Consider the following 12339-nt stretch of genomic DNA (forward strand, 5'->3'; position numbering starts at 1 on the left):
CGGGAATGGACGGTCGTCGACGCAATCCGTATGAACTGACCGAGGACACCCCGGTCTACGTCATCTCGGTGGCGGCCCAGCTCTCCGGACTCCACCCGCAGACACTGCGCCAGTACGACCGCCTCGGCCTGGTCTCCCCCGACCGCACGGCCGGGCGCGGCCGGCGCTACTCGGCCCGCGACATCGAACTGCTCCGTCAGGTGCAGCAGTTGTCGCAGGACGAGGGCATCAACCTGGCCGGAATCAAGCGCATCATCGAACTGGAGAACCAGGTCGCCGCGCTCCAGTCCCGCATAGCGGAGCTGTCGGACGCGCTGGACGGCGCGGCCACGGCGATGCGCCAGCGGGAGGCGGCGGTGCACGCCTCGTACCGCCGTGACCTGGTGCCGTACCAGGAGGTCCAGCAGACCAGTGCGCTGGTGGTGTGGCGGCCCAAGCGGCAGCAGCAGTCCCCGGACTGACGACGCGTCGGATTTCCCGGAAGGGGCCCGGAGGTTCACCCGAACCTCCGGGCCCCTTCGCGTGCGCCTCGCGTGCCGGGTACGTGAAGGGATGCGGGAGGCGATTCCGCTCCGTCTCCACAGCGGCTGCGCAGCGTGGTGTTGTCATCTCGTTAAGTGGTTCCGCTTGACGCTGGGGGCGCCGACGCGTTGGCTTTTCAGTCACCTGGGTTGCAATGCGGCCCCCGCGTCCGGAAGGCACCAGAAGTGAGCTCCTGCATCCGTCGTATCGCCATATCCGTGGCAGCGTCCACGATGACCGTTTCGCTGGCCGGCTGCGGAGTGCTGGACGCCTCGGACGGCAGCGACGACGCGAGCCCCTCCAAGGGCAACGACATCACGGTGGGCCTGCTGCTTCCGGAGACGGACAACACCCGCTACGAGCAGTTCGACCACCCCTACTTCGTGAAGAAGCTCGCCTCCCTGACCCGGGACGAGGGCAAGGTCCAGTACGCCAACGCCGGGGCGGACGAGAACAAACAGGCCACGCAGATGCAGAAGATGATCGACGACAAGGTCGACGCGATCGTCCTGGACGCCGTGAACGCGCAGGCCATCGCGCCGAGCGTGCAGAAGGCCAAGGACGCCGGCATCCCGGTCTTCGCCTACGACCGGCTGGCCGAGGGACCGATCACCGCCTACATCTCCTTCGACAACGAGCTGGTCGGCGAGGTCCAGGGACGCTCCCTCGTCGAGGCGCTCGGCGGCCGTGACAACTCGGCCAGGATCGTCATGATGAACGGCTCGCCCACCGACCCGAACGCCAAGCAGTTCAAGGCCGGTGCGATGTCCGAGCTGAACGGCAAGGTGACGATCGCCCAGTCCTACGACACCAAGGACTGGAAGCCGGCGAACGCCGAGGCGAACATGGCCGAGGCGATCGAGGCGATCGGCAAGAAGAACATCGCCGGCGTCTACTCCGCCAACGACGGCATGGCGGGCGGCATCATCAAGGCCCTGGAGTCCGCGGGCGTCACCGAGCTGCCGCCGATCACCGGTCAGGACGCGGAGCTGCCGGCGGTCCAGCGGATCGTCGGCGGCGAGCAGTACATGAGCGTCTACAAGTCCTACCCGCAGGAGGCCGAGAACGCCGCGGAGATGGTCGTGGCGCACATCCAGGGCCGGGACATCCAGTTCGACGCGCTCACCCGCGACAAGGTCGACAGCCCCAGCCACCAGGGCATTCCGGCGCAGCTCGTCCCGGTCGTCGCCCTGACGAAGAACAACATCAAGGACACCGTCGTGGCGGACGGCTTCTACAAGGTCTCCGACATCTGCACGGCGAAGTTCGCGGCGGACTGCGCGGAGATCGGGCTGAAGTAGCTGTCGCCCACCGCCCGGTCATACCGGAGCGAACCGCCGTCTTCCGCCCGTCGCCCGGCGCCGAGCCGTGTTGCGGACCCGGTCCAGGCCGCGCATAGTTGCGCTGCGTAAAGAGCCGGAACCGGGGGTGGGATGGGCGATGGCCGGGCACGGGGCTGAGGAGCATCCGCACGGCGCCGACCGGCTGTGTGCCGCCGGGGACCGGGTGTACTCCCGGGCCGTACGGCGCGGCCGGGTGCCGCGCCGGGACGCGGAGCCGGTGCCCTGCCTGCTGGAGCTGGCCCTGCTGCACCCCGACCCGGACGACATGGACTGGCTCGTGCCGACCTCTCCGCAGGAGGTCATGACCCGGCTGCTGCGCGGGGTGTACGACGAGGTGAGGTCCAGCCAGCGGCGGGTGGGGTCGGCGGTGGAGGCCTTCGAGCGGTACGCGGGTCTCGGCCGGCGCATCCAGGCGTCGGCCGCCACGGAGGGCACGGCGATCCGCGTCCTGGACGGACTGGCCCGCATCCAGGCCGCGATGGACGAGGCGACGGAGGCGTGCACGACCGAGGTGCTCACCGTCCAGCCCGGCGGCATCCGGCGCGAGGCGGAGCTGTCGGAGGGCCTGCACCGGGCGCTGGCGCTGCGCGGGCGCGGGGTGCGGATGCGGGACCTTTACACGCACGTGGCGCGGCACGGGCAGGGGCTGCTCAACTACCTGGAGCTGATGGGCGGCACGGTGGAGGCCCGCACCCTGGACGAGGTCGTCGACCGTCTCATCCTGTTCGACCGCACGGTCGCGTTCATCCCCGCCAACACCGACCGCACGATGGCCCTGGAACTGCGTCACCCGGCGCTGGTCGGCTACCTGGTGACGGTCTTCGAGCGCCTGTGGCGCCTGGCGATCCCACTCACCGCGCCGCTTCCGGAGACCGGCTTCGAGGGCGTCTCGCACCGCGAGCAGTCCATCGCGGCGCTGCTGGCGGAGGGTCACCAGGACGCGGTGATCGCGGAGCGGCTGGGCATCAGCGTGCGGACGTGCCGGGCGCACATCGCCCGTCTGTCGGAGACCCTGGGGGCGGCCAGCCGGACCCAGCTGGGGGTGCGCATCGCCCAGGCGGGCCTGGTCGGTTCGCCGTCCCTCAGCGTTCCTGGTCGAGAATCCCCGACTGTCCGATGAGGTAGCCGAGCTGGGCGCGGCTCTCGCTGCGGAGGGTGGCGGCGAGTTTGGCGATGTGGACGCGGGCGGTGCGGACGTTCATGCCGAGGCGGTCGGCGATCGCCGCGTCCGTGTGCCCTTCGACGAGGAGGGCGGCGATGGCGCGCTGGCGCGGGGAGATGCCGTTGAGGGTGGGCTGACGGACCGCCCGGGGGTGCATGGGGGTGGCCAGGTGCCAGAGGCGGTCGAAGGTGGTGACGAAGTAGGCGACCAGGGCCGGGTGGCGGACTTCCAGGGCCAGTGAACGGTCGGGGCTGGCGGGGATGAAGGCCACGGTGCGGTCCACGATGACGAGGCGTTCGGTGACCTCGTTGAGGGTCCGTGCCTCCACGTCGCCCTTCAGGCGTTCGTACCGCCCGATGATCAGGGGGGCGTGGCGGACGGTGTGCTGGTAGAGAGCGCGCACACGGCCGCCGTTGTCGAGGAACGCCTGGTCGCGCTGCATGGCGGCTTCGTGGTTGTGGTACGACGCGGTGACGAGGCCGTCGTGCGGCTGCACGGTCAGGAGCTGGTCCCGGCCCTCGGCCATGGCCTCGGCGATGGCCCGGCCCGTCCGCTCCTTGCTGGTGAGGATCCGCAGGAACGGGGTGTCCTCGCCCGCGGCCGTCGGTCCCGCGTGCCGTATCAGGGGCTCGAAGGCGTCGGCGAGCCGCTGTTCGCGGCGGCGTTCGCCGGCGATCCGCTCCTCCGAGGAGCGCAGCAGGCGTTGCAGGGCGACGGCCGGTGCGACGGGCACCAGCCGGGTCAGGTCCTCGACCGACGGATACAGCAGGCCGGTGTCGACCAGGCAGGGCGCGCCGGCCGCCTCCTCGCCGGGGAGGTGGCCCTCGCGCAGGGCGCGGGCGTAGAGGCCGAGGCCCGCCTCGCACAGCTCCTCCCCCGCGTGCCGGTGCGCCGCATCGGTCACGAGGGGCTCCCGGCCCGGTCGCCCTGTTCCTGTTCGAGGATCCCCGACTGGGCGATGAGGTAGCCGAGCTGGGCGCGGCTGCCGCTGCCCAGGGCCGTCGCCAGCTTGGCTATGTGCGCGCGGCAGGTGCGCACGTTCATGCCGAGGCGGCGGGCGATGGCCTCGTCGACGTGGCCCTCCACCAGGAGCTTGGCGATGGAGTGCTGGATGTCGGTGATGCCGTCGGGGGCCGTCTCGTAGGGTGCGCCGGCGGTGAGCGGGACCGCTCGGTTCCAGATGAACTCGAAGACCCTCATCAGGTACCGGACGAGGCCGGGGTGGCGCAGCTCCAGTGCGACCTGCCGGTCCTCGCGGACGGGGATGAACGCGACGGTCTCGTCGCAGATGATGAGACGCTCCACCAGCTCGTCGATGGTGCGGTATTCGACCTTGCCGTCGGCGAACTGGTCGGTGTAGGCGAGTCTGTCCGGGCTGAACCGGGCGGTGTGCTGGTAGAGGGTCCGGATCCGCACGCCTCGCTCGATCAGGGGCCGGTCGCGTTCGAGTCCTTCCAGCAGCCGGTTCTCCGGACGGCGGTGGCCGCTGGGCTGGACCGTCAGCATCTCGGTCTGGCACTGGGCGGTCGCCAGGTCGAGCGCCGCGTTGATCCGGTCGAGGCCCTCCAGCACCGTGATGGAGTGGGCGGGGCTCGTCTCCTGGGTGCTGATGTCCATGAACGGCTCGAAGAGTTCGGCGAGCGCGATCGACTGCCGGCGCTGCTGGGTGATCTCCCGTTCGATGGGATTGAGCCGTTGGGCGAGGGCGACCGACGGCGGGACCGGACGCAGCCACTCGGCGTCGTCGGGATCGGGGTGGAGCAGGGCCAGATCCATCAGACACGGAGCGGCCTCGGCGTCGGTCCGCGGTATGCGCCCAGCCCTGAGGGCGTGCGCGTACAGACGGCTCCCTTCGGTGCACAACTCGGTTCCCGTATGGGGATGATCCCTCTTAGTCCATTTTGCTACCAAATCTCCACCCCCCAGGGTCCTGAACGTGCAGGAACATGATGCACCGATTGTGTGGCCATGACGTGCCCGAATGAGACATCGTCTTATCCGACGGGGGAATGAGGGGACCATCAAGTGAGGACGAAGCCGACTATGCGTATGAGAATGCTTCGCTCGGTGCTTGTTACCGCCTTCTCCGCCGTCGTGGCCTTCGGTGCGTTGGCCGGCCTCGATGCGAAGAGCGGTGAGCACGAGGCGGGTGGCGTTCACTCAGTGGCGATCGCGGGCCCCGGCGGTGAGCCGGCGGCTTTCCCGGGCGACAGCGTGTGGGACTGATCGCCGTGACCACTCCACCCGACGACCGATCCTTCCGCCGTGAGATGGCCACCGCCTACCGCTCCGGCTGGCACTTCATCGACCTGGTCACCGCGATCCCCCACTCCGGTGACTCCCTGATGGTGACCGTCTTCGGTGAGCCGGTCGTCGTCACGCTGGACGATGACGGTGACGTGCGGGCTTACCGGTGTCTGCGGCGGCCTCGGGGGGCGCCGCAGCCCGTCCGGTGCGCCGTCCGCTACGGAATGATCTTTGTGAACCTGGACCAGAGGGACCACCGGCTCGCGCAGCCGGAGGTCTCCGAAGTGAGGACCATCTCGGCCACCCCCCGCAGTGCCTGACGCGATTCCCCCGTCGTAACAAATCGCTCAGGTGCTTCCCCCCGGCAGCGGCGTCACCGTGACCTGAACACGGTGACGCCGCTGTCGTATGCGGGGACATTTCCGGGTACCGGCAGATTCCCGGCCTGGCCGAAACGCGCCCGCGGCACGACCCGGCGCCGCTTCTCCCTTGAGTGGAATAGACTCAACTTTGTGCCAGTTGGACGAGTCAGCACTGGGAGACATGGCCGGACCGTCGACGGCCGACGCTAGGAGGGAAGCCAGAACGTGGACGCCGAGCTGACCAACCGGAGCCGGGACGCGATCAACGCGGCCAGCAACCGGGCCCTGACCGAGGGAAACCCCGACCTCACCCCCGCGCACCTGCTCCTGGCGCTGCTCCAGGGCCAGGACAACGAGAACATCACCGACCTGCTCGCCGCCGTCGAGGCCGACCTCGCGGCCGTGCGCTCCGGCGCCGAGCGCATCATCGCCGGGCTGCCCAGCGTCGCCGGGTCCACGGTCGCGCCGCCGCAGCCCAACCGTGAGATGCTCGCCGTGGTCGCCGACGCCCAGGCCCGCGCCAAGGAGCTCGGGGACGAGTACCTCTCCACCGAGCACCTGCTCCTCGGCATCGCCGCGAAGGGCGGCGCGGCCGGTGAGGTACTGGAGGGGCAGGGAGCCAGTGCGAAGAAGCTGCAGGAGGCCTTCCGCAAGGCGAGGGGAGGGCGCCGCGTGACCACCGCGGACCCCGAGGGCCAGTACAAGGCACTGGAGAAGTTCGGCACCGACTTCACGGCCGCCGCCCGGGACGGGAAGCTCGACCCGGTCATCGGGCGGGACCAGGAGATCCGGCGGGTCGTGCAGGTGCTCAGCCGCCGCACCAAGAACAACCCCGTCCTCATCGGTGAGCCCGGCGTCGGCAAGACCGCCGTCGTCGAGGGACTCGCCCAGCGGATCGTCAAGGGGGACGTGCCCGAGTCGCTGAAGGGCAAGCGGCTGGTCGCGCTGGACCTGGGTGCGATGGTCGCCGGGGCCAAGTACCGCGGCGAGTTCGAGGAGCGGCTGAAGACCGTCCTGGCCGAGATCAAGGACTCCGAGGGCCAGATCATCACCTTCATCGACGAGCTGCACACCGTCGTGGGGGCCGGGGCCGGCGGCGACTCCGCCATGGACGCCGGGAACATGCTCAAGCCGATGCTCGCCCGCGGTGAGCTGCGCATGGTCGGCGCGACCACGCTGGACGAGTACCGGGAACGGATCGAGAAGGACGCCGCCCTGGAGCGGCGCTTCCAGCAGGTGCTGGTCGCCGAGCCGACCGTCGAGGACTCCATCGCGATCCTGCGCGGGCTCAAGGGCCGCTACGAGGCCCACCACAAGGTGCAGATCGCCGACAGCGCCCTGGTGGCCGCCGCCACCCTCTCCGACCGGTACATCACCTCCCGCTTCCTGCCCGACAAGGCCATCGACCTGGTCGACGAGGCCGCGTCCCGGCTGCGCATGGAGATCGACTCGTCCCCCGTCGAGATCGACGAGCTCCAGCGTGCCGTCGACCGGCTGAAGATGGAGGAGCTGGCGATCGGCAAGGAGACCGACGCGGCCTCCCTGGAGCGCCTGGAGCGGCTGCGCCGCGACCTCGCCGACAAGGAGGAGGAGCTGCGCGGCCTCACCGCCCGCTGGGAGAAGGAGAAGCAGTCCCTCAACCGGGTCGGTGAGCTGAAGGAGAAGCTCGACGAACTGCGCGGGCAGGCCGAACGCGCCCAGCGCGACGGCGACTTCGACACCGCCTCCAAGCTGCTGTACGGCGAGATCCCGGACCTGGAGCGCGACCTGGAGGCCGCCTCCGAGGCCGAGGAGGAGGTCGCCCGGGACACCATGGTCAAGGAGGAGGTCGGCGCCGACGACATCGCGGACGTCGTCGCCTCCTGGACCGGCATCCCCGCCGGGCGGCTGCTGGAGGGCGAGACGCAGAAGCTGCTGCGCATGGAGGACGAGCTCGGCAAGCGGCTCATCGGGCAGACCGAGGCCGTACGGGCCGTGTCCGACGCCGTGCGGCGCAGCCGCGCCGGGATCGCCGACCCGGACCGGCCCACCGGGTCGTTCCTCTTCCTCGGCCCGACCGGTGTCGGCAAGACCGAGCTGGCCAAGGCGCTCGCCGACTTCCTCTTCGACGACGAGCGGGCCATGGTCCGCATCGACATGTCGGAGTACAGCGAGAAGCACAGCGTCGCCCGGCTGGTCGGCGCCCCGCCCGGATACGTCGGGTACGAGGAGGGCGGCCAGCTCACCGAGGCCGTGCGGCGGCGGCCGTACACCGTCGTGCTGCTGGACGAGGTGGAGAAGGCGCACCCCGAGGTCTTCGACATCCTGCTCCAGGTGCTGGACGACGGCCGCCTCACCGACGGACAGGGCCGCACGGTCGACTTCCGCAACACCATCCTGGTGCTGACCTCCAACCTGGGCAGCCAGTACCTGGTCGACCCGCTGACCGGGGAGGAGGAGAAGAAGGAGCAGGTCCTGGAGGTGGTCCGGTCGTCGTTCAAGCCGGAGTTCCTCAACCGGCTCGACGACCTCGTGGTCTTCTCGGCCCTGAGCAAGGACGAGCTGAGCCGGATCGCGCGGCTCCAGATCGACGCGCTCGCCCGGCGGCTCGCCGAGCGCCGCCTCACCCTGGAGGTCACCGACGAGGCCCTGGCCTGGCTGGCCGACGAGGGCATGGACCCGGCCTACGGCGCCCGCCCGCTGCGCCGCCTCGTCCAGACCTCGATCGGGGACCGGCTCGCCCGCGAGATCCTCGCCGGCGAGATCAAGGACGGCGACACGGTCCGCGTGGACCGCTTCGGCGGCGGCGAGGGCGACGGCCTGATCGTGGGCCCGGCCACCGGCAAGACCCTCTGACGCGCCGGTCCACCGTGTGACACGGCCACCCCGTGTCACACGGTGAACGCCGAGAACCGCACCTGCGCGGTGCCCGCGCTCTCGTAGACCACGTCGACCGTCACGGCGTTCGCGCCGACGCCGGTGGGGGCGGGTGCGCCGCGCTGTCCAGGTTCAGGCAGACGTCGCCGCCCCCACTGCACAGGCTCGTCCCCGGCCGCTCGCCGTAGGTGTGCGTCAGCCAGTCCCCGACGCCGGACCGCGGCATCCGGAAGGCGGCGTAATAGCTCGTGTGCAGCCACGTCCGCACCGTGCACTCGGTGTCGTACGCCCCCGCGGGCGGCTCCGCCCCGCCGAAGGCCGGCGCCTCGGCGCACGGCACCTCCTCCGGGCCCCCGCCCAGCGGATAGTCGCTGGTCGAGAACCGCACCACCGCCACGACCAGCCATGCCAGCAACAGGACCGGCAGGGCGGCGACCGCCGCCACCGGTCCCCACCGGATCCGTCTCCGCCCCATGCCCGTCCCCCTCCGGCCCGCGCTGCTCCCGCCCGACCGGACGGATCGTGTCAGCCCACGGCTGACAGTGCCACGGCGGGCTTGCCACCCCCCTCCCCGCATGGGGGAGGATGGTGTGATCCGTACGAAGGGAAAATCACGGTGAGCATCGACCCGTCCTCGATTCCGAACTTCGGGGGCCAGCCCGAGCCGCAGCCCCAAGGACCGGCGGGCCCCGTCGTCCCGGATCAGGATCTCGTGAAGCAGCTCCTCGAACAGATGGAGCTCAAGTACGTCGTCGACGACGAGGGTGACCTCGCGGCGCCGTGGGAGCAGTTCCGTACGTACTTCATGTTCCGCGGTGAGGGGGATCAGCAGATCTTCTCGGTGCGGACGTTCTACGACCGCCCCCACCAGATCGACGACAAGCCGCAGCTGCTGGAGTCGCTCGACGACTGGAACCGGCGCACCCTGTGGCCCAAGGTGTACTCGCACACCCACGACGACGGCACCGTCCGCCTGATCGGCGAGGCGCAGATGCTGATCGGCATGGGCGTCAGCCTGGAGCACTTCGTCTCCTCGACGGTCAGCTGGGTGCGCGCCGCCATCGAGTTCGACCGCTGGCTGGTGGAGCAGCTCGGACTGGAGCAGGAGGTCAACGAGGCGGACAAGCCCGAGGACGAGGGCGGCGAGTAGTCCGCCCCCGCCACCGGGGAGCCCGGCCGGGCACCGACCGCCGAACGGGGTCGTGTGCCGGGGCCGGGCTCTCGCCGTTTTCAGCCCCCCAGCGTCTTCAGCCGCCGGACGGCCTCCTCCAGCACGCCAGTCCGCTTGCAGAACGCGAAGCGGACGAAGGGGGCGCCCGCCTCGCGGTGGTCGTAGAAGACGGCGTTGGGGATGGCGACGACCCCCGCGCGTTCCGGCAGGCCGCGGCAGAAAGCGAAGCCGTCGCTCTCGCCGAGGGGGCGGATGTCGGTGGTGACGAAGTAGGTCCCGGCGGGCCGGAAGACGCCGAAGCCCGCCTCCGCGAGGCCGGACGCGAGGACGTCTCGCTTGGCCTCCATGTCCGCGCGGAAGCCGGCGAAGAAGGAGTCGGGCAGCGCGAGGGCCTCGGCGACGGCGTACTGGAAGGGGCCCGACGTCACGAAGGTCAGGTACTGCTTGGCCGAGCGGACCGCGGTGACCAGGGCGGGCGGGGCGGTGATCCAGCCGACCTTCCAGCCGGTGAACGACAGCGTCTTGCCGGCCGAGCTGATGGTCACGGTGCGCTCGCGCATCCCGGGGAAGGACGCCAGGGGGACGTGCTCGGCCGTGCCGAAGACCAGGTGCTCGTAGACCTCGTCCGTCACCACCAGCAGGTCCCGCTCCACGGCCAGCTCGGCGATCGCCGCGAGTTCCGCGCGGGTCAGGACGGTGCCCGTCGGGTTGTGCGGGGTGTTGAGCAGCAGCAGCCGGGTGCGGTCGGTGACCGCGTCGCGCAGCTCGTCCAGGTCGAGGCGGAACGTGCCGTCGTGCGGGCGCAGGGTCACCGGCACCCGGGTACCGCCCGCCATGGCGATGCAGGCCGCGTAGGAGTCGTAGTACGGCTCCAGCGCGACCACCTCGTCGCCGGGTTCCAGCAGGGCCAGCAGTGAGGCGGCGATGGCCTCGGTGGCGCCGGCGGTGACGAGGACCTCGGTGTCCGGGTCCCAGGACAGGCCGTAGCGCCGCTGCTGGTGCGCGGCGACGGCGGTGCGCAGCTCGGGGACGCCCGGGCCCGGCGGGTACTGGTTGCCGCGCCCGTCGCGCAGGGCGCGTACGGCCGCCTCGCGGATCTCCTCGGGGCCGTCGGTGTCGGGGAAGCCCTGGCCCAGGTTGATCGCCCCGGTCCTGGCCGCGAGGGCGGACATCTCGGCGAAGACCGTGGTCCCGAACGCGGCGAGCCGGCGGTTGAGGAAGGGGCGTGCGCTGGAGGTCATGGCGGCCATCCTGCGCCGAAGCTCTGGAGTTCCTCAACTCTGCTTTGGGGCGTGGCGGGCGAGGGCATCCCCCGTTCACGCAACGAGCACCACGGAAAGCGAGGCGCCCACGGGGGGTTGCTTCGGGGGAACTTCCGGGCGTGAGTCCGGGGGGAATCGGAAGGAGGGTGACGCCATGGTCTTCGGCATCATCCTGATCGTGATCGTCGCTCTGGTCGTCGCGAAGGCCGCATCCGGTGGACGGCGGAGTTCCGCCGCCCGGGGGCGCGGCCGGGGCTCGCGGTCGTCGGGCGGAGGCCACAACAGCGGCAACAACAGCTGGTGGGCCGGCGGGGGTGACGGCGGCTCGTCCTCGGGCGGCACCTCCTGCGGGAGCAGTTCGTCCTGCGGTGGCGGCTCGTCCTGCGGAGGCGCGTCGTCCTGCGGGGGAGGGGGCGGCGGATGCGGTGGAGGCAGCTGACACGGGGCAGCTGAGCTCCTGCCGGAGACAACCGCATCCGTTCCGAGGGGCCCGCACCTGGGCCGGGCCCCCGCGGCCCCACCCAGGGCGCCCGCCGGGATTGACACCCGGTGGGCGCTCTCGCACACCGGCGCCCGTCGGGCGGTCCGGGCGCACGCCGTGGTTGAACAGTTGAGCTGTGGAGCCCCCCGAGGGATGGAAAGCCCACGAACTTGGGTAAAAACGCTGTGTTGCCGTAGCAGTTCATGATTCCCTCTCCCTCATCCACGCAGCCCCCGGACGACCTGTTGACCCCCCTCCTGACCGGCCGAACGGGCTGACCGGGCCGCCTCCCCGACAGTGACCGGGGGGTGCAGGCCCGCACCTTCCTCTCCTGTGTGCCTGCGGAGCCGATCCATGCTCACGACCCTGAACACCGCCTACACCGACACCCGCGCCGCCGACCTGGCCTGGGCGCTGGGGCGCGAGCCGCTGCCCGCGCTGGCCAGCCTGGACATCGAACTGACGGGGGCCAGACTCGAGTTGAGGCTTCTCGGCGCCTCCCACCAAGTGCTGCTGGAGGACGAGCGGGGCGGCTGCTCGGAGACGGTGGCGTGCATCCCGGGCGGCAGCACCCCGCTTCCACTGGGGGTGGCCAAGCGGGTGGGCGACTGGGAGTACGAGTTCGCCGCCCGCGTGGAGCTGCTCACGCCGGGCTCCTTCGCGGGCCGCGCCCAGGAACTGCTGGCCCTGGTCGCCGACCACCCGCACGGTCTGGCCGGGGTCTTCCCCGGCAGCCCGCACGCCTTCACCGCGCTGCTCGCGCACCGGCACGAGGGGCAGGTGCACTGGCGCACCTGGCACGCCTATCCGCAGGACGGCCAGCTCGTGGCGACCCGGACCCGGGTCGGCGTCCGGGTGCCGGCGGCGCGGCTCAGTCCCTCCGGGGCGTGAGACGCGCAAACCTGCGAGGCTTCACGGCGCGCGGCTTTCACA

At 71.0% G+C, this 12339-nt stretch carries 11 protein-coding genes; 7 read left to right on the forward strand and 4 right to left on the reverse strand.

Translation table 11 applies throughout. The features are described from left to right. The first annotated feature begins 5 nt into the window (after positions 1-5). From AC0VYN_RS00780 to AC0VYN_RS00790, 3 genes are all read left to right on the forward strand, one after another. Entirely contained in the window at positions 6-461 is a 456-nt protein-coding gene (locus tag AC0VYN_RS00780) for a heat shock protein transcriptional repressor HspR (RefSeq protein WP_386919486.1), read from the forward strand. A gap of 246 nt (positions 462-707) precedes the next feature. Then, positions 708-1823 (forward strand): sugar ABC transporter substrate-binding protein, encoded by a 1116-nt coding sequence (locus tag AC0VYN_RS00785; RefSeq protein WP_475534338.1) that lies wholly within the window; start codon positions 708-710, stop codon positions 1821-1823. A gap of 139 nt (positions 1824-1962) precedes the next feature. Then, positions 1963-2985: a helix-turn-helix transcriptional regulator gene (locus tag AC0VYN_RS00790; protein WP_475534339.1), complete on the forward strand. Its 1023-nt coding sequence runs from the start codon at positions 1963-1965 to the stop codon at positions 2983-2985. Here AC0VYN_RS00790 and AC0VYN_RS00795 read toward each other — a convergent pair. Both AC0VYN_RS00795 and AC0VYN_RS00800 read right to left on the reverse strand, forming a co-directional pair. Beyond that, on the reverse strand, positions 2948-3931 hold the full coding sequence (locus tag AC0VYN_RS00795; RefSeq protein WP_475534340.1) for a helix-turn-helix transcriptional regulator: 984 nt from the start codon (positions 3929-3931) through the stop codon (positions 2948-2950). The genes AC0VYN_RS00790 and AC0VYN_RS00795 overlap by 38 nt on opposite strands. Further along, positions 3928-4953 carry a helix-turn-helix transcriptional regulator gene (locus tag AC0VYN_RS00800; protein WP_475537051.1) on the reverse strand — a complete coding sequence of 342 codons (1026 nt, stop codon included), beginning with the start codon at positions 4951-4953 and terminating at the stop codon, positions 3928-3930. The genes AC0VYN_RS00795 and AC0VYN_RS00800 overlap by 4 nt, the downstream gene beginning before the upstream one ends. Before the next feature lie 305 nt (positions 4954-5258). Here AC0VYN_RS00800 and AC0VYN_RS00805 point away from each other — a divergent pair, with 305 nt between their 5' ends. After that, positions 5259-5594: a hypothetical protein gene (locus tag AC0VYN_RS00805; RefSeq protein ID WP_385459980.1), complete on the forward strand. Its 336-nt coding sequence runs from the start codon at positions 5259-5261 to the stop codon at positions 5592-5594. A gap of 267 nt (positions 5595-5861) precedes the next feature. Further along, complete coding sequence (clpB, locus tag AC0VYN_RS00810) at positions 5862-8471, forward strand: ATP-dependent chaperone ClpB (protein ID WP_475534341.1); 2610 nt, start codon at positions 5862-5864, stop codon at positions 8469-8471. Between the two features lie 100 nt (positions 8472-8571). Here clpB and AC0VYN_RS00815 read toward each other — a convergent pair whose 3' ends face one another. Then, positions 8572-8967: a hypothetical protein gene (locus AC0VYN_RS00815; RefSeq protein WP_475534342.1), complete on the reverse strand. Its 396-nt coding sequence runs from the start codon at positions 8965-8967 to the stop codon at positions 8572-8574. Between the two features lie 141 nt (positions 8968-9108). Between AC0VYN_RS00815 and AC0VYN_RS00820 the strand changes: the two genes are divergently transcribed. Continuing rightward, positions 9109-9642, forward strand: a complete 534-nt coding sequence (locus tag AC0VYN_RS00820; protein ID WP_475534343.1) for a YbjN domain-containing protein — start codon at positions 9109-9111, stop codon at positions 9640-9642. 80 nt (positions 9643-9722) lie between these two features. On the opposite strand, the gene AC0VYN_RS00825 is transcribed toward AC0VYN_RS00820, so the two are convergent. Continuing rightward, positions 9723-10913 (reverse strand): pyridoxal phosphate-dependent aminotransferase, encoded by a 1191-nt coding sequence (locus AC0VYN_RS00825; RefSeq protein WP_475534344.1) that lies wholly within the window; start codon positions 10911-10913, stop codon positions 9723-9725. An 847-nt stretch (positions 10914-11760) separates the two neighbouring features. Here AC0VYN_RS00825 and AC0VYN_RS00830 point away from each other — a divergent pair. Next, a complete protein-coding gene (locus tag AC0VYN_RS00830; RefSeq protein ID WP_475534345.1) occupies positions 11761-12297 on the forward strand; it encodes a DUF2617 family protein in 537 nt (178 codons plus the stop codon). Positions 12298-12339 lie beyond the last annotated feature (42 nt).

It is taken from the genome of Streptomyces sp. 63XJN7_1_ISO-PGPR-S23-121, assembly GCF_056173025.1.

Coding starts and splice junctions, on each gene's coding strand:
- AC0VYN_RS00780 (WP_386919486.1), top strand. CDS start 6: ATGGACGGTCGTCGACGCAATCCGTATGAACTGACCGAGGACACCCCG.
- AC0VYN_RS00790 (WP_475534339.1), top strand. CDS start 1,963: ATGGCCGGGCACGGGGCTGAGGAGCATCCGCACGGCGCCGACCGGCTG.
- AC0VYN_RS00815 (WP_475534342.1), bottom strand. CDS start 8,967: ATGGGGCGGAGACGGATCCGGTGGGGACCGGTGGCGGCGGTCGCCGCC.
- AC0VYN_RS00825 (WP_475534344.1), bottom strand. CDS start 10,913: ATGGCCGCCATGACCTCCAGCGCACGCCCCTTCCTCAACCGCCGGCTC.
- AC0VYN_RS00830 (WP_475534345.1), top strand. CDS start 11,761: ATGCTCACGACCCTGAACACCGCCTACACCGACACCCGCGCCGCCGAC.